Genomic DNA, 24,606 nt, shown 5'->3' on the forward strand with positions numbered 1-24,606 from the left:
TGCTGTAATTCTGGAAAATCAGTAACTGCTGTACCGGAAATAAATTTCGTTATTTTGTAGTTCCTAAGGAATTTTACACAAACAGCAAACCGTGGCAGATTTCAATTTTATAACGCGTTTCAGGGCTAAAGATGACTTTCGGAAAAGTTATAAAGATGCCAAAGCGTCCTACCTGAACAGGATCCGGTGGACCGTAGCGTCGTTCTATTTTGCGATGGGCATCACTTTCGCTTCCTGGGCGAGCCGTATCCCCGATATCAAAACCGCATTGCACCTCAGTGACGGCGAACTCGGGACCATACTTTTTTCGATACCGATGGGACAACTGCTCATCATGCCGTTTTCAGGCAAACTTGTCACCCGTTTCACCAGTTACCGCGTCTTAATCCTCTCTTTATTTTGCTATGCTTTGGCACTGGCAAATGTCGGTTTCGCCGATAGATCCTGGCAACTTGCCATCGCGTTGTTTCTTTTTGGCATGGCGGGAAATGTCTGCAACATCGCCGTGAATACACAAGGCGTTTATACAGAAATGCTTTTCCGCAGGACCATCATGGGCTCGTTTCACGGGACATGGAGTTTCGCCGGATTCACAGGTGCGCTCGTCGGATTGGGAATGATGGCTTTGAAATTATCACCCTTAAACCACTTCCTGATTATTTTAGGGCTGGTAACGGTTGTCATTCTTTTCGGGTACAAATTCCTGATTAAGACGCAAGAAGTGGTAAAAAAAGAAAAGAAAAAACGATTTTCCAAACCCGATTCCGTCTTGCTGTGGCTTGGTGTCATCGGTTTTTGCTGCATGGCCAGTGAAGGCGTCATGTTTGACTGGAGCGGCGTGTATTTCAAGGATATTGTCAAAGCGCCGGAAGCTTTGGTTGTCCTCGGTTACACCTCGTTTATGATCATGATGGCGGGCGGGCGGTTTTTAGGCGATAAGATCATCCACCGTTTCGGACGCAAAAAAGTAATGCAGATCAGTGGGGCAGTCATTTCGACCGGACTGTTTTTATCGGTTTTCCTGCCCTATATTATACCGTGTACGATCGCGTTCCTGATGGTGGGGCTCGGTGTTTCCACCATTGTGCCGACGGTGTACAGCCTCGCCGGAAAAAACAGCACAGTTCCACCGGGTGAAGCGCTCACGATCGTATCCAGCGTCAGTTTTTTCGGGTTTTTGATGGGTCCGCCGGTAATAGGCTATATCGCAGAAATCTCCAGCCTCCGCGTCTCGTTTGCAGTGATTGGCATTTTCGGTTTCCTGATTGCCGTAATGGCGTCAAGGATCCGTGCTATGGAATGATTTCCGACCTTACTGCCACTGCGGCTGCCCGCTGAATACTGATTATGGCGCGCCCCTTCGTTGCACTCCGGGTCCGGCTTTCCGCAGCGCACGGCGCTTTGCTGCAATCCGTCGCGCGGCATCCCATAAACCGGAAATTATTTCTTCACAAAACGGATCGTCTTGCTTCCTGCATCTGTGGTAACGCAGATGAAATAAACACCCGCAGCAAATGAGGAAACGTCCCAGTGGGTTTCCGCCGTAGTCGATTTTACGGTTTGGCCCAACGCGTTGTAAAAAACAGTCTGTGTCACATTAATTCCTTCGGGAACATCAAGCCTGAGTTGACTTTCAGCAGGATTCGGATACAATTGCACTGCGGCAGTCCCGAAATCCTCCATGCCCAGCGCCACCACATTCCCGGCAGATATGATATCCTTATTCACATCAAAAGCTACGGATGTGACAGCAAACGGTACGTTTTCAAAAAACACCTGATTGTTTGAAGTATTGTCCAATATAAAATCCATCTGCTGGCCGGCCGCACCATACACCCTGATCGGTAAAGGCATCTCAAAATAAGTGACCGATGCATGCGATTGTGTCTGGTTTACCGTGAATTTCACAACACCCGGACTCTCGTTATAGGCGGTGATGTTATAGGACGGATATCCTTGCTTATACACCCAGTCATTGAAAAACTCTGTCAAGTTTTGGCCGTAGGTGGCGTCAAGATGTGCCTGTAAATCGGCAGTCGTCGCGTAAGCATAAGCCAGATCCGGATCGGCGAGGTAATTCTTGAGCCCTTGAAAAAATGCGGTGTCACCCAATTTCAGCCGGAGCATATTGACAACCATAGCGCCTTTGTTATAGCTCAGCCTTCCACTGAAAATGCGGTTCACACTATTCAGGTCAGAATCACTAAGGTATACCGCACCTCCGGGCTGTGAGGTGATACTGTTGATCATATTCGATTTTTCGTTCGTAAAAGCCGCTTCACCATCAAAATCCTTAATCACCAAAGCGGCAAGGTAAGTGGCAAAACCTTCATTGAGCCAAATGTCCTTCCAGGTGCCGCAGGTCACTTTGTCGCCAAACCACTGGTGCCCCAGCTCATGCGCTATCAGCCCCCTCCCGAAACTGACCATGAACGAAACCGTCGTATGCTCCATACCGCCGCCCCAGCCAAATTGTGCATGGCCGTATTTTTCATCGGCAAAAGGATAGGTTTCGAAAAGCTGCTCGTACAGGTTCATAATCGGCACGGTCTGCGCAAGGTTGTTCATGTTTGCAGCAAGATTTTCCGGATAAATATAATTTACGATCGGGAAAACATTTGGCGTGCTTCCCGCCATCTGGGTATAAATGCTGTAATTGGTTACCGCAATCGCAACCAGGTATGCCGGAATGGGATGGCCGTGGTGGAAATGCGTTGTCTTGTAGGCTCCGTTGATCGTTTCTTCCAGCTGTTTTCCATTCGATACGCTCACATACTGTGAAGGGGCGGTGATGTAGACATCGATGTTGTTGATTTTATCGTTCAAATCCTGTTTGCACGGCCACCAATCCTGCGCGCCGTATGGCTCTGACAAGGTATATAATACCGGAGCGCCGTCATGTTCCTCTGTGGTAAAAGCCTCATTGTTAGTTGAAGGCTGGCCGGAATACGTGATTTCCACCGTGGTGGAAGCGCCCGCTGCAAGTCCGCCAGGCAAGGCAATCACCACTTCATTGTTATTGTTTTGGGTAAATGACAATGTGACATTATTCCTTTTCACCGTACTTACCGTCAATTCGTTTGTCAGGTCAAAAACTACCGTTGCCATTTGGGAAAGGGCCGTAAATGTCGTAGTGACTTTTCCGGAAATAAAATATACGGCGGGATCTACGGTAAATTCCAGTTTCTGGTAAGTGATGTCATAGTTGGTGGTGTTTGGATTTACGACGAAATTCATCACATTGGCCGCCGATTTCATTTCAGCTTCCGCAATGCCTCCCAATCCGTCGCCGACCTTCTGTGCGCTCAGGATCTGCATCGCAAACAATATGAAAAATGTGTAATAATATTTCATTTTAAGCCATTTTCTGCCAAAGATAAAAACAAATTCCTGATTTTGTTTGATATGGGATTTTAAGACTCAATCCTTATCTTATAATTTTACGGTTTTATAATCCATTTGGATTTCAAAACTACTTCGCTTTAAGATTTTGAGACTAGTCGCTTATCTTATAATCTTAAAGTCTTACAATCCTGTATAATCTAAAACATTTGATTAAATTTGCGCGCACATAAAAATAAAGGTATGTTACAGATCGCATTTATCAGGGAAAATCAGGAGAAAGTCGTAAAGGCATTGGCAAAAAGGAATATCGATATGGCTTCGGTCGTTGCTGATGTCATCCAGCTGGATGAAAAACGCCGCGCTACCCAGGTCGAGTTGGACAACACTTTGGCAGAATCCAATAAATTATCCCGTGATATCGGCGAACTGATGAAAAGCGGTGAAAAGGCAAAAGCCGCCATATTGAAAGAAAAAACCGTGTCATTGAAGGAAAGCAGCAAAGAACTTTCGGAAAAACTGGAAGTGTATGCTTCTGAACTGACCGAAAAATTATACACCATCCCAAACCTTCCTGCTGATTTGGTCCCTGAAGGCAAAACCCCGGACGACAACCTGAACGTATTTCAGGAAGGCGATATCCCTGTATTGCATGAAGGAGCGCAGCCGCATTGGGAATTGGTAAAAAAGTACGACATCATCGATTTTGAGCTTGGAAATAAAATTACTGGCGCAGGATTCCCTGTATACAAAGGCAAAGGTGCCAGACTGCAACGCGCGCTGATCACGTATTTCCTTGACAAAAACACCGCCGCCGGTTATGAAGAATACCAGGTGCCGCATCTGGTAAACGAAGCTTCCGGTTACGGGACAGGACAGCTTCCTGATAAAGAAGGGCAGATGTACCATGATAAAACCGACGATTTATACCTGATACCCACTGCTGAGGTTCCGGTAACGAACCTGTTCCGCGATGTGATTTTAAGCGAAAACGAATTACCGGTTCTTGCCACTGCTTATACGCCCTGCTTCCGTCGTGAAGCCGGTTCTTACGGTGCGCACGTTCGTGGGTTAAACCGCCTGCACCAATTTGACAAAGTGGAAATCGTACGCGTCGAGCATCCTGAAAAATCTTACGAAGCTTTGGAAGGTATGGTGGAACATGTAAAAATGTTGCTTCAGGAATTGAAATTGCCTTATAGGATTTTGCGTCTTTGTGGTGGCGATATGGGTTTTGCTTCTGCAATGACGTATGATTTTGAAGTGTTCTCGACAGCGCAGGACCGTTGGCTGGAAATCAGTTCAGTGTCTAATTTCGAAACGTTCCAGTCCAATCGCCTGAAATTGCGTTACCGCGATAAGGACGGCAAAAACCACCTGGCACACACCCTAAACGGAAGTTCATTAGCCTTGCCGCGTGTGTTGGCCGGGATACTTGAAAACTATCAGACACCGGAAGGAATTGTAATTCCCGAAGTGCTTCGCCCTTACACCGGATTTGACATCATCGATTAACATTACTTTATGTTGCGGCAATGTACTCCCGCGCGAAAGTTATCGTTATATTAGTCGTTCCATTCGACATTGTTATTTATGAAAAAGCTGTTTTTGTTTCTTGTACTGTTTGCAATGTGTTCCGTTTTTGCGCAGAACGAGCAATTGGCGCAGAATTATTTCGATAAAGGCGATTATGAAAAGGCCGTCATCAGTTATGAGGAGCTTTTGAAAAACCAGCCCAGCAATGGTTTGTATTTCCAAAAAGTAATCGATTGCTACCAGCAACTGGCACAATATGATAAGGCTGAAAAGGCATTGACGGCACGTTTCGAGAAATTCAGGCAATACAATCTCCTCGTGGAAATTGGGTATAACTACCAATTGCAAAAGAACGAACCCGAAGCCAAGAAATATTACGAAAAGGCGCTGGAAACCATAAAGGAAAATCCATCCAATGTGTACATGGTCGCTTCTGTGTTCGAACGCAAAGTGGTTTTGGATTATGCGCTGAAAGCTTACGAACTGGCCACTTCTTTAGACCCGAAACTCGTGTTCAATTACCAGACGGCGCTGATTTACGGACAACTCGGAAATACGGACATGATGATTGAAAGGTTTTTGGAAGAGGCTTATAAAAATCCGCAGAACAACATCGGCATACAAAACCAACTTGCGCGATTCATGACTGAGGACGCGGAGGAATCCTTCAACGCCGACCTGAAAAAGGCCTTGTTGCTTCGCGCACAAAAAAGCCAGGACGTGTTCTGGAACCAATATTTAAGCTGGTTTTACCTGCAGCAAAAGGATTATGCCAAAGCATTTATACAGGAAAAAGCCATTTACAAAAGAAATCCCGAAACGTTTTCCAGCATTGTCAACCTCGCGCAAATGGCGATGGATGATAATGAGGATGAAACCGCGGGTGAAATTTTTGCTTTCGTGCTTGAAAATACCCAGGATATCCAGTTGCAAATCCAGGCGAATACGTTCCTGATGACGATGAAAACGGAGAAAAGCCAGCCGAAGGATTATCCGTTGGTGAATGCAGAACTCGATGCTTTGTTACAGCAATACGGCGTAATCCCGTTCTCATTGCCGCTGCAATTGCTTCAGGCGCATTTCCTGACCTTCAGCCAGAACAATCCCGAAGCAGGAAAAAAAGTCCTTCAAAATGCACTGGCACTGCAGCTGAACAAATACCAGGAAGCCGACGTGAAGATGGAATTGGCCGATATTTTGCTTTTTGAAGAGAAATACAACCAGGCCCTGATTTACTATTCGCAGATTGAAGACGACCTGAAAAACGATGAAGTAGGTCACGAAGCCAGCCTCAAAGCGGCCAAGACAAGCTATTTCAAATCTGATTTCGAATGGGCGCAAAAGCAATTCAAGGAACTCAAATCGGCTTCGTCACAATTGATTGCGAATGACGCTTTGGAGTATTTCCTTTTGATTAATGACAATACCGTTTCGGATTCCACACAAACGGACCTGAAGAAATTCGCACGTGCCGATTACCTGTTGTACCAACACAAAACCGCGGAATCCCTGGCGTTATTCCAGGAAATCCTGAAGAGCCATAAAACCCAGGAAATTGAAGACGTAACGCTTTTAAGGCTTGGCAGGATTTATGAAAAGAATGGCGATTATGCTTTGGCTTTACAGCAATACCAAACCATCATCGATAAGTTTGCCGAAGGCATTTACATAGACGAGGCGCTTTATTTTTCAGCCGAGATTTATAACAAACAGCTGAAAGATCCCGAAAAGGCAAAGCCGTTGTATGAGAAAATACTTTTCAGCCACCAGGACAGTATTTATTTCATCGATGCGCGGGCCAAATTCAGGCAACTGCGCGGCGATACGAATTCCTGAAACCGTTCCCCAAAAACATTTGACATGATTATCTACAACGTAACATTAAACCTGGACGAAACGATTCACGAGCAATGGCTTCGCTGGATGCAGGAAAAACACATCACCGAAGTACTGGCTACCGGAAAATTCACATCCGCAAGGCTGATCAGGGTTTTAGTCGAGGAGGAAATGGGCGGCGTGACATACGCAATCCAGTACACCACCGACTGCCGCGAAACATTACAGCGTTATTATGACGAAGATGCGCCGAGGCTCCGCGAGGAAGGTCAGCGTCTTTTCGGTGACAAAATGATTGCGTTCCGCACTGAATTGGAAGTGATGAGCGATCATTATAGTGTGGAGTAATTTGGGTTTTTAGACTCGTTGCGCTCTTGGATTATTAGATATCTTAGACTTAGCCTAAAACCAATTTCAATTCAAGCCAGCCTGAGAACTCCAAAAGCGCAGCGCGTCTGAGAATCTAACAATCTAATAATCCTTTCCATGGACCACGTAAGAGCAAAAAAACACCTCGGCCAGCATTTCCTCAAAGATGAAAGCGTAGCGGCTGATATTGCGGCAGCATTAAGCGGTGCCGGGTATGAAAATGTACTTGAAATAGGGCCGGGAATGGGCGTGCTTACAAAATACCTGCTGCAGCAGCCTTATACGACTTACGTCATCGAAATTGATACCGAATCCGTGGCATACCTGAATGAAAATTATCCGAAATTACACGGCAAAATCATCGGTGAGGATTTCCTGAAATACAACATCAACAAGACTTTCGACGGAAAACCTTTTGCCATTATCGGCAATTTCCCGTACAATATCTCTACGCAGATCGTGTTCCGTGCATTGGAATTCCGCGACCAGATTCCGGAGTTTGCCGGGATGTTCCAAAAGGAAGTCGCTGAGCGCATTTGTGAGAAAAAGGGAAGCAAAGCCTACGGGATCTTATCCGTTCTCGCACAGGCATTTTACGATGCCGAGTATTTATTTACAGTTCCGGAACATGTATTTAACCCACCGCCAAAAGTAAAATCAGGTGTGCTACGCCTCCGCAGAAAAGCAGATTACGCGCTTCCGTGCAGTGAAAAACTGTTTTTTACCGTCGTGAAAACCGCGTTCCAGCAGCGCCGCAAGACATTAAGAAATAGTTTAAAAACCTTAAATTTGTCGGATAGTTTGCGGGAAGATACTATCTTTGACCTCCGCCCGGAACAACTCTCCGTGGAAGCCTTTATCGCTTTGACACAAAAAATAGAAGCCGATGGAATTTAAAATCAGCAAGGAACTTATCACGCAGCTTGAGGAACTGATCCGGTCAGGAGACGACCATCAGCTCGAAACCTTGCTGAATGACCTGCACCACGCTGATATCGCTGAAATCCTTGACGAGCTTGATTTCGACGATGCCACTTACATCTTTAAAGTCCTCGATAGTGAAAAAACTGCTGAAATCCTCCTTGAGATGGAGGATGACGTGCGCGAAAATATCTTAAAAAGGCTTTCGCCAAAAGAGATCGCTGAAGAACTTGACGAACTCGAAACCAACGATGCCGCCGACATCATCGCGGAACTTTCCAAAGACCGTAAGGAAGAGGTGATTTCCGAACTCCAGGATGTTGAACACGCAAAGGACATTGTCGATTTATTACGTTATAACGAGAATACCGCCGGTGGAATCATGCACAAGGAATTGGTGAAAGTCAATGAGAACTGGAGTGTTTTGACTTGTGTAAAGGAAATGCGCATTCAGGCCGAGAATATTTCCCGCGTGCATTCTATTTATGTAGTGGATGACGAGGACCGACTCAAAGGGCGTTTGTCGCTGAAGGATTTATTGATCACTTCCACACGCCAGCAGATCAATGACATTTACATCCGCAAGCTCAATTCGGTGAAAGTCGATACCGAAGACGTCGAAGTCGCTCGGATCATGCAGAAATACGATTTGGAGGCCATTCCCGTTGTGGACGAACTGGGCAGGCTTGTTGGCCGCATCACCATTGATGATATCGTGGACGTCATCCGTGACGAAGCTGAGAAGGATTACCAACTTGCAGCGGGTATCACCCAGGACGTGGAGGCCAGTGACAGCGTTTTGGAACTTACCAAAGCAAGGCTTCCGTGGCTGCTGATCGGTTTTTTCATCGAACTCGTGGCCTCGGTAGTGTTGGATGGCAATGAAAAGGCATTTGACCAATATAAAACCCTGATCATATTTGTACCGCTGCTTTCCGCGACTGCTGGAAATATAGGCGTTCAGGCTTCCGCTATTGTGGTACAGGGCCTTGCAAACGGCACGTTGAAGGAATTCAGCCGTAAATACCTGAGTAAGGAATTGTCGGTAGCCATGATCTCGGGAACCATCATCTCCGTCCTGTTGCTCATTTACCATTCCCTGGTGTTTCAGCAATACCTCGTGGGTTTCGCCATTTCGATTTCCATGATCGTCGTGATCCTGTTTGCGGGAACGCTCGGGACCATGGTGCCTTTGTTTTTGCACAAGAACAAGATTGACCCGGCTATCGCGACAGGACCTTTTATCACGACGTCAAACGACGTTTTCGGGATAATTTTGTACTTTACCATCGCCAAACTTATTTTAGGGCTTTAACCAAAAACATTATGAAAGTACACATCATCGGCGGGGGAAACCTTGGCGTCGCCATTGCGCTTGGATTTTCAGCATTTGCCCCGGACGTAAAACTTACCATAACCCGCAGGAATACGAAATCCATCGAATACCTTAACGACAAAGGCATTACGGTATCTGGTGATAATTGCCACGATATCGCCTCCGCAGATGTGATCCTGCTCACCATCAAACCTTACCAGGCCGAAACCGTAATCTGTGAAATTTTGCCGCACATTTCGGGAAAAACCGTGGCTTCTGCCGTCAGCGGATTGACTTTGGAAACGCTTCGGGAATTTACCGGAGACCACCAGCCTTTGGTCCGGATCATGCCTAATATAGCAGCACAATTCGGAGCTTCGGCCACCTGCATCGCTTTTGATGCAAAATTCAAAACGCAGGCCGATGAAGTGATCAACCTGTTTCAGAAAGTAGGTACGGCACCGGTAATCGATGAAAAACTGATGGATGCCGCCACGGTTCTCGGTGCTTGCGGAACCGCTTATGCGTTGCGCTACATCCGCGCGTCAATGCAGGCCGGGATTGAAATCGGGTTTGATTCGCAGACGGCACTCGCCATTGCATCGCAAACCGTAAAAGGTGCGGCGCAAATGTTGTTGGAAGAAAACGTGCATCCGGAACAATTGATTGACCGTGTTACAACTCCCCAGGGCTGCACCATCGTCGGGCTGAATGAAATGGAGCATGAGGGTTTCAGTTCTTCGTTAATTAAAGGGATTAAGACATCGCTCCAGAAAATCAAAGGATAGTTTTCGGTCGCAGTTTCAGTTTTCAGTCGCGTGGGCGTTATTTAGAAAACAGGCAGTGGCTACCATTATCAATGATACAAATGTTGCGATACTCCTGATGCGGTGGTAAAAATTCCAGGGATTTTCAAAATGCATCCTCATTTGCCGGATCTCATCTGCGGAAGCGCTACTGATATGAAACGCATCCAAAGCGTCATTCAAAGGAACATTTCCTGATATGGTCACACCAAAAGAACCTATAATGTATATCACGGCAGCAGCCAAAAGCCATACAAATTTTTGGGTATTATAATGCGCAAAAGTGGTTAATCCCAAAAAAACCAGCGTCCCGAAAAAACTCGCAAAGAATAATCCATTCACGATGGCACGGTTTATCGATTGCATAGCCGACAGGTATTCGGCATCCGGGAGCCGGCCCAATCCCGGATTTACAGAACAGGAATACGCATAATAAAGTCCGGAGATTAACGCCGTGCAAAGCAATGCCGGGATTAACGTGATGTTTTGTAGATTCATGATTTCAGTGTTTTTACATAGTCGGCTACGCGTTTGATTTCTTTATCCGTCAGGCGGCTTTTCCAGGAAGGCATGATGCGTCGCCCGTTGGAAATTGTTGCAATCCTTTCGTTATCACCAACCTGGCTCCCTTTGAGATTTGTAGCGCCCCAAAGCCCTTTAGTGCCGTCTTTGCCGTGGCATTTGGCGCAACGGCTTTCAAAAATTTCCTTGCCGGTCTTTTCCGTTTTTTGGGCTTTTGCCGAAAGGCTGATCAGCAGTACAGCCAAAATCATTCGTTTGTTCATGGGTTACTTTTTCAGCAAATTTGCGATCTGGTGTGTTGCTGAAATTGTAAGAAAACGACATTTAATCAAAGTAAAAAGATACCTGATAAATTTCCTGTTTGCCAATTATTTAATATAAAATAGGTGCTTCGGATTTACCGGAAAAATAATGCTTCGGATGGTATCCTGAAAATTCCCTGAAATCATGAATGAAATGCGATTGGTCATAATAGCCGCAATCGTAAGCAATCTGCGTCAGCGAACGGCTTTGGTTTTTAGCTTCAGCAATGGCCGACTGGAAGCGGATGATCCTTGTAAAAAGTTTCGGGCTGAAACCCGACAGTGTCTTAAACTGCCGTTCAAACTGCCGTAACGAAAGAAATTGTTTCCCTGCAAGGGTTTCCACGTTGTGAATGCCTTTTGAAGCAATGATGTGGCGTATGGTTTGTGTAATTTCCGGGCGTACTGTTTTTGCTTTGGCAACCTTCATTTCAAGGAATCGGGAGATAATGTTGATCCGCTGTTTATTGTCGGTGGCAAGCATCATCTGCTCTTCGAGCATATCGGCTTCGATGCCTAAAACAGTCTGCAAATCCGGCATGCCATTCGTCAAATCCGTTGCGGCAAAATGGAATAATTCGAGCAGCGCATTTGGATATAAATACACGCCAAACAACCCGAAATCCCGTTTGATGATAAAGCGTTTAAAATGCCGTGATTGCGCCTGAAGCCCGGAACTGAAGCAATTTTCCACCTGATTATCCCCGTTAAGTTTGTCAAATTTACCTTTATAATGAAATAGCAATTCAGGACAGCCGTCAGCCATGCACCGATGCACATAAGGCATTCCAGCAGGAACCTCACACTCGAGTGTCCAGAAAAACCGCACGTATGGTGCAAGATGGGCAGGCGGCGCAAAGGTTTGGTAATTCATCTTTTATGCTTAAGCGATTCAAAGATACTATTTTACACCTTAAATAATCAATAAAAAGCCCTGACAACAATTTGCTGCCAGGGTCATATATTTAATTTTGCACTCAGCAACTCAGCAACTCAGCAACTCAGCAACTCAGCAACTCAGCAACTCAGCAACTCATTAATCATTCAATTTCAAAACCGCCATAAACGCTTCCTGCGGAATCTCCACATTTCCTACCTGGCGCATGCGTTTTTTACCTTTTTTCTGTTTTTCAAGCAGTTTACGCTTACGCGAAATATCCCCTCCGTAACATTTGGCGGTCACGTCTTTTCTTAATGCTTTCACGGTTTCACGCGCGATGATTTTTGCACCGATTGCGGCCTGGATCGGAATGTCGAATTGCTGGCGCGGAATTAACTCCTTCAGTTTTTCAGTCATTTTCTTACCGATGTGGTACGCGTTATCAGCGTGGATCAAAGCAGAAAGTGCATCAACAGGATTTGCGTTCAATAAAACGTCCACTTTTACCAAATTCGAAGTACGCATCCCGATCGGGTGGTAATCGAACGAAGCATATCCTTTCGAAACGGTTTTCAAGCGGTCGTAGAAATCAAATACGATTTCAGCCAAAGGCATGTCGAAATTCAGTTCGACACGCTCCGTTGTCAAATAAGTCTGGTTCGTAATGACACCCCGTTTTTCGATACACAACGACATCACGTTCCCAACGAAATCAGACTTGGTAATGATGGTCGCCTTAATATAAGGTTCCTCTACACGATCCATCCTTGAAGGTTCAGGAAGGTCGGAAGGATTGTTTACGATAATCGGCGTTTCGGGATCTTTTTTGGTATACGCATTATAAGATACGTTCGGAACCGTCGTGATTACCGTCATGTCGAACTCGCGCTCGAGCCTTTCCTGGATGATTTCCATGTGCAGCATCCCAAGGAATCCACAACGGAAACCGAAGCCCAATGCCGCGGAACTCTCTGCAGAAAACACCAGCGATGCATCATTCAGCTGTAGTTTTTCCATCGAGTTGCGGAGTTCTTCATAATCTTCTGTATCCACTGGGTAAATTCCGGCGAAAACCATCGGTTTCACATCCTCGAAACCAGTAATCATATTCGTGGTTGGGACTTTGGCATCGGTCAGGGTATCACCCACTTTCACTTCTTTGGCTTCCTTGATTCCGGAAATCAGGTAACCCACATCGCCTGCAGATATGACCTGCTTCGGCACCTGGTTTAGTTTTAAAGTCCCGATTTCATCCGCAAAATATTCATTGCCGGTTGCCATGAACTTAATTTTCTGGCCTTTTTTTATCTCACCGTTTTTCACACGGAAAATAACCTCAATCCCACGGAATGGATTATAAACTGAGTCAAAAATCAAAGCCTGCAATGGCTCTGCAGGATCGCCTTTGGGCGCTGGGATTTTTTCAATAATTGCCGAAAGGATGTTTTCCACGCCAAAACCGGTTTTACCAGATGCATGGATAATGTCTTCCAGTTTGCAACCCAAAAGGTCAATAATATCGTCACTTACTTCCTCCGGATTCGCGCTTGGCAAATCCACTTTGTTCAGTACGGGAATGATTTCAAGATCATTTTCCAAAGCCAGGTATAAATTCGAAATCGTCTGCGCCTGAATGCTTTGTGCCGCATCCACAATCAAAAGTGCGCCTTCACAAGCGGCAATCGAACGAGAAACCTCATACGAAAAATCGACGTGCCCCGGCGTGTCGATCAAATTCAGGATGTATTGCTCGCCTTTATAAGTGTACTCCATCTGGATCGCGTGGCTCTTGATCGTAATCCCGCGCTCGCGCTCCAGATCCATGTTGTCTAGCAACTGCGCCTTTTCTTCACGCGCAGTCACGGTTTGCGTGGCACCTAAAAGTCGGTCGGCCAGCGTGCTTTTCCCGTGGTCAATGTGTGCGATGATACAAAAATTCCTAATGTGCTTCATATGCTGTTTAATCGTGATTTTAATCTAAATATTGGACCTAATGTAACAATTCCTATTTAATCTGAAAGATGTCGAGGTTGTTTTTGTTGATATAAAATACCCTGTTTTCCTCGTTATCAATGATGTATTTCGGACTGTTGTTTTCAAATTTAAGTTTGTCGATTTCCTTACCTGAGGTTTTTTCAACCTGTACCAGGAATTTATTCCCGGCTTTGTCTTTGGTGAAATAAAACGCATAATTGCTGTTCATTGTGAAGGAATTCAGTCTTTCGGGGTTGTAAAGCATATCGGCTGCTTCGGCGTAATAGGCTGCCCTTTCAAGTTTTTTAGCCCCTTTTTCAACCTGGGCCGTTGAAGTTCCCGGTACACCGTATTGGCTTCCCAGTGCAGATGGCGATCCAGCCACAACATCAGCGGCACCGTCAACGGTAGAGGCGGCACTTGCGACATCCAATATCCCTGACGCGACATTCATCAGCTGCCTTCCTGTTTCGCCCGGAGTGGAATAATATTTTTGTGCCGTGATCTTGCCTTTTTCATCTAAGATCACATATTCCCACGGATTTGAAATAAAATATCCGGTCGCTGATTTTTCGAAGACATTCAGGTATCCGGGTTTCTTGATATTAAGGGACTGCCCGGTTTTTGGCAACAACCCTTTGTCAGGATTGTAGAGGTACAATGATTCCCTTCCCGTGCCGCATTCTACGACCAATACGCTTTTTGAGACTTCATCATACGCTACGAGATTGGTGCTGTAACTGATGGTTCTTCTGAAGCTTTTCGCCTTGTCTTTGTTATCGATGTATCGGATAACCTGACTTGTAATGTACAGGTTTCCTGCTTCGTAAGGGTATTTTACATAACCCTGGCTTTCAAGAAAATCATAGTCTTCCTGCTCATAATTTGAGACAACGGCTTCCCCTTTTTTCCAGACTTTCTTGCCTTCATTGTCAAGCAGCATCCTTTCGGCACCGTAATAAACCATGTAGCCATCTGCGGTTTTCTCGATATCATAAATTACTTTGGCCTGGAAATTATCCTTCCATATTTTCTTTCCGCCGTAATCATAAGCCGCAATGCTTCCTTTACTTTTGATGAACAGTTTTCCGTCGATATCTTCTACCCACGCAAATTTATCAGCCAGTTTTATCTTGCCGTTTTCTTTTCCGGTGTTGAAATCGTACAGCGTGATGCCATCGCCAAAAGTGCCCAATTCAGCCACGATGCCTTTGGTACCATCTACGATAAAAAGGTTTTTGCTTTGGGAATCGGTAAATAGAAGCCCTGATTTCATGTTTTCGTTCATCAGCACTTTTCCATTGTTACCGTCAATCATAATGATCGATTTACCGTACATCAATGCGATTTTATAGTCTTTGGTGAAAATCAGGTTCCTAAAACTTTCCGGGGGATTGTCCGCGCTCAGTGCCATGGCCTTATCCATCAGGCTGGTCTTGATTTTTAAAGGGGTTGTCCACAATACTTTGGACGATCTCATGTCGAGAAGCGATAGGTTTTTTTCGCCTTTTTCGCCCTTGGTCATCACCAGGACGGCATAAAAATCAGGAAGCAATTCGAACGTTTCAATCTTATTCCCTTTTAGAAGTATATTGCCGTTACGGGTGTCAATCAGGGTTTTATATTCCAGGATGATAAACGGCGTATCTGCAATATTGTTGACAACTGAACCACCGTCGCCGCCGAAAGCAGAAAGTGAGCCCAATGAACCCATCGGCTGTCTCCAGATCACTTTGCTTTGATAGGGATCTATCCCGATTAATTCTTTGTTGGTTTGTACAACTGGTATTCCTGAAAAATCATTAAAGTAAACTTCTTTAAGGTTGTTTTCCAAAGTGACCGAACTGTCTGGCTTTCGCTGGGAATAGATTGATATTGAAACCAATAAAATACAATACGCGGTAATCTTCTTCATTATTTTATTCATTAAAATGGACTGCAAAGCTAATCATAATACGCAAAGTATAAGGGTATTTGTGAAAATTTATGAGGTCGCTGAAATCATGTCATGATCTGCAGGTTTTCATTCTTTTTCCCCGCCAGGACATGCCCGCCTCCGCAGAAAATAAATAATGATGTGTGCCCGTTATGATTTCATCGGCGGCAGGTCAAATGCTTTGGCATCATGTTCAAAATGATTGCGGTGCGATCCGTCACAAAACGGTTTGTTCGCCGACAAGCCACAACGGCAAATGCTTAGTGTTGTCCTGCCCTGAAGGCCGTATACATTGCCGTCTTTGTCGACAATTTCGAAATCGCCTTCCACTTTTACCGAACCGTTACTGTTGATGGTTAATTTTGTTTTATTCATATGTTCTTTTTTAGTGTTTATTTTTCCATTCGGCATAAGGGTTTTTGCTTAAGTAAGCATTGTAATATTTTTCATCTCCGGTCACTTCTTTTCCGAGCCAATCCGGTTTTTCGAAAAGCTCATTTTCGTTGCGGAGTTCAATTTCCGCAATAAGCAAACCGTCGTTTTCGCCGTGGAATTCATCCACTTCAAAAATGTGTTTGCCGATGTTGACTTCATACCTTGTCTTGTCGATCATGCCATTTTCACACAGTGCCAAAAGTGGTTTGGCATCCATCAGTGACAATTCGGTTTCCCATTCCAGCCGTGTCGTGCCGCTTTCATTTCCTTTCCCCTTGATTGTCAGAAAACCGATTTCGCCCTTAATCCGGATCCTGACGGTGCGTTCCGGATGCGAATTCAGGTAGCCTTGCGCAATATGGTTTTTGGCGAAAGCCTGCTCCTTAAATTCATCAGAAATAACGAGAAATTTGCGTTCAATTTCTATCATTTGGAAATGTATTTTGTTCAAAAGTATCACAATTTTATCCATTAGGATAGCTTTTTTTCAAAACGTATTTAAATTTGTGGTATGGATGATTTCAACCGGGACCGCAAGATTATTCACGTCGATATGGATGCGTTTTATGCATCGGTCGAGCAGATGGACAATCCTGAGTTACGCGGAAAACCAGTAGCTGTAGGCGGAAGCGAGACACGTGGAGTAGTGTCGGCGGCAAGTTATGAAGCGCGGAAATTCGGCGTGCGAAGTGCCTTAAGCGGCGCATTGGCAAAAAAATATTGTCCTGAAATCATTTTTGTACGCCCGAGATTTGACCGGTATAAGGAGATTTCGCAGAAAATCCGAAAAATTTTCCTCGATTACACGGATTTGGTCGAGCCGTTATCATTAGATGAAGCCTATCTCGACGTGACACAAAACAAGAAAGGGAATCCGAGTGCGACGCTGATTGCGCAGGAAATCCGCCGCAGGATTTATGAAGAAACAGGACTGACGGCTTCTGCCGGAATTTCAATCAATAAATTCATTGCCAAGGTCGCTTCGGATTATAACAAGCCAAACGGGCAGAAAACCGTAACGCCTGATGAGGTGATTCTTTTTTTAGAAGCACTGCCTATCGGTAAGTTCTACGGTGTTGGAAAAGTGACCCGTGATAAAATGTACCAGCTTGGGATTTTTACCGGATTGGACCTGAAACAGAAATCGGTGGAATTCCTTGAAAAGAATTTCGGGAAATCGGGCGTGTATTATTATCACATCGTACGAGGCATCCACAACAGTGAAGTGAAGCCGGAACGCGTGGCAAAATCTGTCGCTACGGAACATACTTTCAATGAAAACCTGACTTCCGAGATTTTTATGGAAGAGAAGCTGCAGACCATTGCAGGCGAATTGGAGCGCCGCCTCAAACGCTATAACATTGCAGGAAAAACCGTCACGTTGAAAATAAAATACAGCGATTTTACGTTGCAAACCAGAAGTAAGACGCTTCCTTATTTTATTTCAGATAAATCATTATTGTATGATACCGCAAAAGAATTGCTTTACCAGGAGCGCATGAAAGATTCCGTAAGGCTGCTCGGTATCTCACTAAACAACCTGAACACGGAAGTGAAAAAAACCGTTGTCGTACAACTAAGGTTTGATTTCTAATGGCTAAACAACCGTTAAACTGTTGTTTTTTAACTTTTTTATGTCGTAATACCTTAAATTTGTTTTTTTACTTTAGATGAAAGAACTTAAGGTATATGACGAAAGTGTTGCCCGTTTCGGTGAAAGCCAGAAATCGGCAAAAGGACTGTTGCTCAGCTGGGACATTTTTTCGGTTCACCTTCAAAAGATCTATGGAAATACTTCCGACGTAAAGCAATTGGAAAGCCTGGCGAAACAAAACCGTTGGGATTTTGATTTGAAGAATGTCCGCGGAATTACCTATGACACCGTCATTGTAGTCACCGACCCGGATATAAAAATTGTGTTCTCCACTACAAATATCGCCGCCATGACCGGTTATGAGCCTTCGGAAATGATGGGGCAGAGCCCGAAAATGCTACAGGGCAAATCGACTTCAAAATCCGTGGCCAGGACCATACGTAAAGCGATCAACAACCAGCAGCCATTTGAAGCAACAGTTGTCAATTACAGAAAAGACGGCACACCTTATGACTGCGTCATCACGAGTTTTCCCATATTCGATTCCAAGGGAAGGCTTTCGAATTTTATCGCATTTGAGAACGCGGCCTGATCCTTATCTTTGCGGTCCAAATACCGATTATGAATTACACTTTTTTACCGGGAACCAATATAAAAGTCAGTACGCTATGCCTGGGAACGATGACTTTCGGCAGGCAAAATACCGAGCCTGAAGGGCACCAGCAGATTGAAATGGCGCTGGAACACGGCATTAATTTTATAGATACTGCTGAAATGTATCCGGTGCCGGCGCTCGAAAAAAATTATGGTTCGACCGAAAACATCATCGGTTCCTGGATAAAAAATACGGGAAAAAGAAATGAAATTGTTTTGGCTACAAAAATCGCCGGTGCAAATCGCGGGCTGCCCTACATCCGTGAAGACTTGAGATATACTCCTCAAACGGTAAGGGAATCTGTCGAGAAAAGCCTCAGGCGGCTGCAAACAGATTACATTGATTTGTACCAATTGCACTGGCCGGAACGAAAATCCAATATGTTCGGGCAATTGGGATTTTCGATAACAGATGATGCATGGGAAGACAATACCCAGATCGTTGTTGAAACGATGTCGGCGTTAATTGCTGAAGGGAAGATCAGGCATTTCGGGATTTCAAATGAAACGCCGTGGGGATTGATGCGTTTTCTCGAGGAAGGTAAAAAGCACCGTTTGACTAAAACTATTACAGTTCAAAACCCGTATTCACTCGTCAACCGATCTTTGGAAACCGGATTGTCCGAAGTACTGTTCAGGGAGAATGTCGGGTTGCTGGCTTATTCTCCGCTTGGTTTCGGAATATTGACAGGGAAATACGGGCAAAGGCAAAACCATCCTGAGGCACGATTGAACCAGTTCCCGAATTTCACGAGGTATAACAGTGAAGAAGCACGTAAAGCTGCAGCCTCATATGTTGATCTTGCAAAGCAAAACGGAGTAAGTCCGTCGCAAATGGCTTTGGCGTTTGTACAGGCTCAGCCTTTTGTCAGCAGCACAATTATTGGTGCGACTTCATTGGCACAATTAAAAGAAAATATCGGTTCAATCCATGTGATAATCACTCCTGAAATACTGTCCGGAATTGAAAAAATCCACAGGAAATTTCCAAATCCCGCACCCTGATTATTGGATTACCAGCCTGGAAACAGATTGCATTCCCATGTCGTCTTTGGTATTTACAAGATATAAACCGGTGCTGAATCCGCTGATGTTAATGTTTTCATTGCCACTGCCAATGGTTTTCTCCAAAAGTTTTTTACCGCTGATATCAAATACGGTAAGCTGTAAAGGGAACCTTGCGTTTTCGGAATGGATTGAAAAGGAGCCGGAAGCAGGATTCGGGTAAACCGAAAAAGTGTTTTTACTGACATCATCCACGCCAAGCGAAGTATCGACGACTTTATAAATGACACCGTTCCCCTGTGAACCGACAAATAAGTCGTTTGCAGCATTGACACCGAATGTCGTAAAACTGCCTCCTGTCAGTACCCCAGAATATGATATTGTCCCGTTATCGGCAACCATCCCTATTTTATCGGAACAATAATCGGCAAAGAAATATTTCCCTACGAAATTAGGGTAAGCGCTTCCTCTATAAACATAACCGCCTGTTATGGAGCAATTCCCGCTTCCGTCGGCAGAAGAATAAGTGACAAAAGGGAATGTCATGGTGTTTTGCGGCTCACATCCTTCGGTGATATGCGCATCATTGCCTTCGTAGCATCGCCATCCGAAATTATAACCGCCATCACCAACAGGCACTTTGTTGATTTCCTCTACATTGAACTGGCCCACATCACCAATCCACAAATTCCCGTCAACGGTATCAAATGAAAATTTCCAGGGATTGCGCATCCCGGTGGCCCATATCTCATCGGCACCGTCTGCAGCGGCATATGGATTTGTAGGCGGAATGGCATAAGGTGCGCCGTTGTCTACATCGATACGAAGGATTTTTCCAAGCAGCAAATCCTTGTTCTGGGCCCTGTTGCCTGGATCATCCTGGCCTCCGCCGTCACCCATCCCAATGTAGAGGTACCCGTCCGGCCCAAATCGCAATGTGCCGCCATTATGATTTGCAAAAGGCTGCGAAATCGTGAGCAGGATGGTCGCGCTGGCAGTGTTTGCAAGATTCGGGTTGGAAGTATTGACGGAATAGCGCGCAATTACCGTATTGCCGGCAGTGTTGGTATAATTGACATAAAAATAACCGTTCGTAGCATAATTCGGGTGAAATGCCAATCCGAGAAGACCGCGTTCGCCGCCCGTGCTGATCAGTGCGGAAATATTCAGGAAAGCGGATGGGTTCGTAACCTGGTTTGCATTCAGGATTTTGATTACCCCGGTTTGCTGTACCACAAATAAACGGTCGTCACCAGCGTTTACGATCTCAACAATACTGCTGAAGCCGGTGGCGAAGGATTGTATCCCGATGGTTTGCGAAAAACCGGATAAGGAAAACAATGTGATTAAAAAGTATAGGTATTTCATAGCGAGTGTTTTACATCATTTGGATTATCGTAAAAGTAGGAATTTTTCTCAAGGATTTTGCCTTAAAACCTTATGAGGTTTGTTTCGGAGTTTACAAATAACCAATATCCGAAAAATAAAATGTTCCCAAAGTTTGGTACCATGGGAACATTTGCAATTGGAGTTAGTTTACAAATTATCAATCACCCGGTCTTTTGGATAACGGATTTTATAGCTGATCCGGATTTTCCTGGTTTCATTCGGTTTAAGGCCCAGCTGCCAGGTGAGGATGCCGGTTTCAGTGTTTACCTTAGCGCCGTCACTTTCTTTCAGTTCGATTTCGATGTCCTTGTCCGGGCTCAGCGGATATTGGTCTTTCAGCATTAAATCGACCGCTTCTTTTTTATTATTCCGTATCGTAATATCATAAGTAAAAGTCTGTTCTTTTTTCGAAGACAAAAACTTCGTGCCCGATTTATCGACAATCTTCTCGCGCTTGATGCTGATTTTCTTGTCACGGCCCATACTGAGGTTCAGCGTGTCTGAAGTCTGGTTTGGATTGATGAATGTTTTGCCTACATACATCCCCTCAAAAATGATATTAGCTTCACCCGGAAGTAGATTATACTTCGAATAATCGCTGATCTCCGCCAAAAGGAACACTTCTTTTTCCACACGCGGCGCACTGTAATATTTGTATGATGCAGGCAATTCGATTTCCTTCAGCGATACGCTGTGCGCTTTACCGTTCGATAAAATATCGTATGGAATGTCGATGTCAAAAGAAACGCTGAGCTGGTTTTCGTTGATTGTGGTGTAACTGGAAATATTTGCTGGCTTGATCGCCCGGTATCCTGTATTAATTGCAGCGTCATTTTGTATGGTATTAAGTGCATATTCTTTTTTATCATAAACACCATCTTTATCATAACCTAAAGAAGCATACCTCAAAAACCAGGCCTGCAATAACGGCGCCTGATTGTTCTGTGTCGGATTGCCGCTGGATAAAGTGAGCTTTACCTTTTTCCAGTCGATGCCGGTATTCTGCGTTACACGTGCCTTGTACATCATATGGATAGGCTCTGAAATGCTGTTCGCACGCAAATCGTAAAACGGCTCCCACGACGCGTTTGGGGTCAGGTAGTTGATGTCGAGATCAACATTACCGGCGACATCGTTCATTACCTGCAGGATCAGTTTGCCGTTTGAGGTTTTTTCCTGGTTCTTGGTATTGATTTCGAGTTTGGTGTTGAGCCGCACCAGGCTTTCGTTCCATTTTTTTATCTTTTCTTCCAAAGCATCATAATTGTCGCTGATTTCGGTGCGTTTGGCTTTATAATATTCTACGACTTTGGCCAGCTCTGCAAGATTCAGGCCGGTATTGGTGCCGGAAACCTGTTGGTTTTTATCCAGTAATTCGAGGGTTTTGGCTTCGGAATTCAGCGCATTCGTAAGCCGCCCGATTTCCTTTTCCACGATGTTGATGCTGTCGCGCACTTTTTTGACTTCCGTCGAATTTTCATCGATCTTATATTCACTCATATAATTGTTCGTGAATTGTACCGAAAGTACCGTAACGGTTGATGGCGCGCCAATCTGTACGGAACTTTCGTTGAGATAATCGGCAACATTTTTTACGACAATTTCACTGGTGCCCTTCGGAAGGACTACTGAGGTGCTTTGGAATATTTCAGCCGAATTCGAATATACCGTGGCCGCTTTGACTTTGGCGGTCACAAACAACGGTTTCTGCGCCAAAGCCATACCGCCAATTAAAAGCAAAAGAAAGGGGAGTTTTTTCATAAAGGAGTTTTTATTTTTTAATGAGTATCAAAAAAGGGAAAGGTTTGGGGCATCCACCATTATTTTTCAACGGTGTATCCTTTTGTTTCAGCAATAGCAATAATCGATGTGCTGATGGCTTTGCCTAAATCATCCTGGCTTTTTGTTTTTTTGCTTTCGGTATCGATAAATTCCTGGCGTTTTCTGCCCAGTTCGGTGATTTCTTTCTGGATGGTTTCGCGTTCTTTGGTCTTCTGGTCAACATACGCCTGGATTTCAGTCTTGCTTTTGCCTTTCAGCTCCTCAGGAAGCTCCTCTTTTTTCATATTGGAAAGGGCCTGTTTGTCTTCCTTAACCTTATCAACCAAATCCCAGTTGGTATTTTTGTAAACTTCTTTCGATTTGCTGACGGTGCGCTCGGCATAATTCGCTTTGGAAACCGTTTCCGCATTTGCATCCTGGACTTCCTGTGCCATTTTCTTGTCTTTTCCGGTTTTTCCGTACCCGATGTACGTCGAATTCAGGCGCTCGTTGCATTTGTAAATCCGATCGTCATAAGGCGTGGCGATATACTGGATTTTTTCGTTGGAATTGATGTTGAAATATTTTCCGTTTCCGCGGTCTGCGCCGTCTTTCCAGTGTGTATTGATGCCTTCATAAGCGTTTCCGCAGAAAATCGTATTTACATAAATGTCGTTTTTCAGGGCATCGCCAACGCTTTCCTTATAACTGATGACGCCCTGGTCAAAAGCTTCGTTTCCCGCAATGTAAAGCAGTTTCATATTCGTTTTTCCTTTAGACCATTCCAGTTTTTTGGTCGCATCGCTGATCACGGCCCCGCAGTATTCCGAACCGCCATTGGTGCGCAGGGCAAACAATTTTTCAGAAATCAGGTCCAAATCGGTGGTTAAAGGCGTCACCTGCCGGATGTAATTCGCCTCCGCAGAAAGGCCATCGTTGCCATATTCATAAAGGCTGATTTCAATGTCCGGTGTTTTCCCTGAATATTTTAGAGTGGTCAGTGTGTTCACGATATTCCAAAGCCTGGATTTCGCCTGGTCTATCAAACCGTCCATACTGTTGGAAGTGTCGAGTAAAAGCGCCACCTGGATTTTGGTGTTTTCGGCTTTAACAGGCGCTTCGGTAATCGCAGCTATAGGTTTTACGTTGTCATTTTTACATCCGGCGAAGCAGAGTGAAGTCGCCATGAGCAATACAGAAAATGAGAGTGAAGTTTTCATAATATTTATTTAAAAAGGTTATTGAATTTCGAATTTTGCCTGGATTTCGTAGCGTAGTTTTATAGCATTGGCACCTTCAACACCTGTATTGGTACTGGTGCTTTGCATCACGGAATTACTGGCAAGATTTCCGCGGTCAAAAAACGGATAATAATTATTGTCGCTTTCCGGCACTTCGACAACAGACAGCAAACTGCCGACTTCTTCCCCGACGCTTTCCAGCAAATAAGACGCTTTCTCCTTTGCGGCTTTCATAGCCTGGATTTTAACTTCTTTTCGCAGTCGGGTGATTTCCCTGGCGGTAGTTTCAGCAATGCGGATGCTTTGCACCCAATTGGTATTGAGGTCTTCAACAAGTTTCAGGAAATTGGTTTTGGCGTCCAGTTTTAAGCGGACCACTTTCACGGGATTGCTGTTGTAGCGGTCATTCCACCAATACCACCAATACCAGTAAGAAGTGTTCTGGAATGTGACGGTTTCGGTTTTAATATTGTTTTTCTTCAGTACGGCATAGAAGGCGGATTCCGTATTGCTGAGGTCTGCTTTCCTGTCACTATCGGATCGCCTTAATACAATTTCCAGTTCGATGTCATCGGGTTGCACTGACATTTCAGCACTGCCTTTCACTTCAATAAATTTCCTCTGATCAGGCTGGATTTGTGCAGTTATCGTAAGGCTGCAGCATAACATCAGTTGTAATAATATTCTTTTCATGGTTCTGGTTTTAAAAGATTTAGGCCAAAATTATCCAGGCCATCAAAATGATTTTCAGACAGATGGTGAAACACGGTTTTGACTTGGTGAAAAGA

22 protein-coding genes are annotated in these 24,606 nt (G+C 44.7%); 10 read left to right on the forward strand and 12 right to left on the reverse strand.

Annotated features, from left to right (window positions below; all coding sequences use genetic code 11):
* Positions 1-91: 91 nt before the first annotated feature.
* A complete protein-coding gene (locus HYN49_RS04970) occupies positions 92-1,303 on the forward strand; it encodes an MFS transporter (protein WP_108903094.1) in 1,212 nt (403 codons plus the stop codon).
* 137 nt (positions 1,304-1,440) lie between these two features.
* On the opposite strand, the gene HYN49_RS04975 is transcribed toward HYN49_RS04970, so the two are convergent.
* Entirely contained in the window at positions 1,441-3,354 is a 1,914-nt protein-coding gene (locus HYN49_RS04975) for a M1 family aminopeptidase (protein WP_108903095.1), read from the reverse strand.
* A gap of 231 nt (positions 3,355-3,585) precedes the next feature.
* On the opposite strand from HYN49_RS04975, the gene serS reads away from it, so the two are divergent.
* The 6 genes from serS to proC all read left to right on the forward strand — a co-directional run bounded on the left by serS (position 3,586) and on the right by proC (position 10,107).
* A complete protein-coding gene (serS, locus tag HYN49_RS04980) occupies positions 3,586-4,857 on the forward strand; it encodes a serine--tRNA ligase (RefSeq protein ID WP_108903096.1) in 1,272 nt (423 codons plus the stop codon).
* Positions 4,858-4,935: 78 nt separating this feature from the next.
* The gene (locus HYN49_RS04985; RefSeq protein ID WP_108903097.1) at positions 4,936-6,714 is read left to right on the forward strand and encodes a tetratricopeptide repeat protein; all 1,779 of its coding nucleotides are present in this window, start codon (positions 4,936-4,938) and stop codon (positions 6,712-6,714) included.
* Between the two features lie 24 nt (positions 6,715-6,738).
* Positions 6,739-7,062, forward strand: coding sequence for a DUF4286 family protein (locus HYN49_RS04990; protein WP_108903098.1), 324 nt, complete (start codon positions 6,739-6,741; stop codon positions 7,060-7,062).
* 138 nt (positions 7,063-7,200) lie between these two features.
* Entirely contained in the window at positions 7,201-7,980 is a 780-nt protein-coding gene (gene rsmA / locus HYN49_RS04995) for a 16S rRNA (adenine(1518)-N(6)/adenine(1519)-N(6))-dimethyltransferase RsmA (RefSeq protein WP_108903099.1), read from the forward strand.
* On the forward strand, positions 7,970-9,319 hold the full coding sequence (gene mgtE / locus HYN49_RS05000) for a magnesium transporter (RefSeq protein ID WP_108903100.1): 1,350 nt from the start codon (positions 7,970-7,972) through the stop codon (positions 9,317-9,319). Before rsmA ends, mgtE begins: the two co-directional genes overlap by 11 nt.
* A gap of 11 nt (positions 9,320-9,330) precedes the next feature.
* Positions 9,331-10,107 carry a pyrroline-5-carboxylate reductase gene (gene proC / locus HYN49_RS05005; protein ID WP_108903101.1) on the forward strand — a complete coding sequence of 259 codons (777 nt, stop codon included), beginning with the start codon at positions 9,331-9,333 and terminating at the stop codon, positions 10,105-10,107.
* A 15-nt stretch (positions 10,108-10,122) separates the two neighbouring features.
* Here the strand turns inward: proC and HYN49_RS05010 are convergent, their stop codons facing one another.
* The 7 genes from HYN49_RS05010 to HYN49_RS05040 form a co-directional block, all read right to left on the reverse strand.
* Entirely contained in the window at positions 10,123-10,623 is a 501-nt protein-coding gene (locus tag HYN49_RS05010; RefSeq protein WP_108903102.1) for an anthrone oxygenase family protein, read from the reverse strand.
* On the reverse strand, positions 10,620-10,910 hold the full coding sequence (locus HYN49_RS05015) for a c-type cytochrome (RefSeq protein WP_108903103.1): 291 nt from the start codon (positions 10,908-10,910) through the stop codon (positions 10,620-10,622). Before HYN49_RS05015 ends, HYN49_RS05010 begins: the two co-directional genes overlap by 4 nt.
* A 109-nt stretch (positions 10,911-11,019) precedes the next feature.
* Positions 11,020-11,823: a helix-turn-helix transcriptional regulator gene (locus HYN49_RS05020; RefSeq protein ID WP_108903104.1), complete on the reverse strand. Its 804-nt coding sequence runs from the start codon at positions 11,821-11,823 to the stop codon at positions 11,020-11,022.
* A gap of 162 nt (positions 11,824-11,985) precedes the next feature.
* Entirely contained in the window at positions 11,986-13,782 is a 1,797-nt protein-coding gene (gene lepA, locus HYN49_RS05025; RefSeq protein WP_108903105.1) for a translation elongation factor 4, read from the reverse strand.
* Between the two features lie 52 nt (positions 13,783-13,834).
* Entirely contained in the window at positions 13,835-15,718 is a 1,884-nt protein-coding gene (locus HYN49_RS05030) for a hypothetical protein (protein WP_108903106.1), read from the reverse strand.
* Positions 15,719-15,889: 171 nt separating this feature from the next.
* Complete coding sequence (locus HYN49_RS05035) at positions 15,890-16,114, reverse strand: CDGSH iron-sulfur domain-containing protein (RefSeq protein WP_108904959.1); 225 nt, start codon at positions 16,112-16,114, stop codon at positions 15,890-15,892.
* A 10-nt stretch (positions 16,115-16,124) separates the two neighbouring features.
* Positions 16,125-16,604, reverse strand: coding sequence for a CYTH domain-containing protein (locus HYN49_RS05040; RefSeq protein ID WP_108904960.1), 480 nt, complete (start codon positions 16,602-16,604; stop codon positions 16,125-16,127).
* A gap of 81 nt (positions 16,605-16,685) precedes the next feature.
* Between HYN49_RS05040 and dinB the strand changes: the two genes are divergently transcribed.
* The 3 genes from dinB (at position 16,686) to HYN49_RS05055 (ending at position 19,427) form a co-directional block, all read left to right on the forward strand.
* Positions 16,686-17,768, forward strand: a complete 1,083-nt coding sequence (gene dinB, locus HYN49_RS05045) for a DNA polymerase IV (RefSeq protein ID WP_108903107.1) — start codon at positions 16,686-16,688, stop codon at positions 17,766-17,768.
* Between the two features lie 76 nt (positions 17,769-17,844).
* Positions 17,845-18,360 (forward strand): PAS domain-containing protein, encoded by a 516-nt coding sequence (locus HYN49_RS05050; protein WP_108903108.1) that lies wholly within the window; start codon positions 17,845-17,847, stop codon positions 18,358-18,360.
* A 29-nt stretch (positions 18,361-18,389) separates the two neighbouring features.
* Positions 18,390-19,427 carry an aldo/keto reductase gene (locus HYN49_RS05055; RefSeq protein WP_108903109.1) on the forward strand — a complete coding sequence of 346 codons (1,038 nt, stop codon included), beginning with the start codon at positions 18,390-18,392 and terminating at the stop codon, positions 19,425-19,427.
* Here the strand turns inward: HYN49_RS05055 and HYN49_RS05060 are convergent, their stop codons facing one another.
* The 4 genes from HYN49_RS05060 to HYN49_RS05075 form a co-directional block, all read right to left on the reverse strand.
* Positions 19,428-20,795, reverse strand: coding sequence for a PQQ-dependent sugar dehydrogenase (locus HYN49_RS05060; protein WP_108903110.1), 1,368 nt, complete (start codon positions 20,793-20,795; stop codon positions 19,428-19,430).
* A 168-nt stretch (positions 20,796-20,963) separates the two neighbouring features.
* Entirely contained in the window at positions 20,964-22,577 is a 1,614-nt protein-coding gene (locus tag HYN49_RS05065) for a DUF4139 domain-containing protein (protein WP_108903111.1), read from the reverse strand.
* A gap of 59 nt (positions 22,578-22,636) precedes the next feature.
* Positions 22,637-23,797 carry a vWA domain-containing protein gene (locus HYN49_RS05070; protein ID WP_108903112.1) on the reverse strand — a complete coding sequence of 387 codons (1,161 nt, stop codon included), beginning with the start codon at positions 23,795-23,797 and terminating at the stop codon, positions 22,637-22,639.
* Positions 23,798-23,815: 18 nt separating this feature from the next.
* A complete protein-coding gene (locus HYN49_RS05075; RefSeq protein ID WP_108903113.1) occupies positions 23,816-24,511 on the reverse strand; it encodes an SIMPL domain-containing protein in 696 nt (231 codons plus the stop codon).
* Positions 24,512-24,606 lie beyond the last annotated feature (95 nt).

This window comes from Flavobacterium pallidum (assembly GCF_003097535.1).
Lineage (GTDB): Bacteria > Bacteroidota > Bacteroidia > Flavobacteriales > Flavobacteriaceae > Flavobacterium > Flavobacterium pallidum.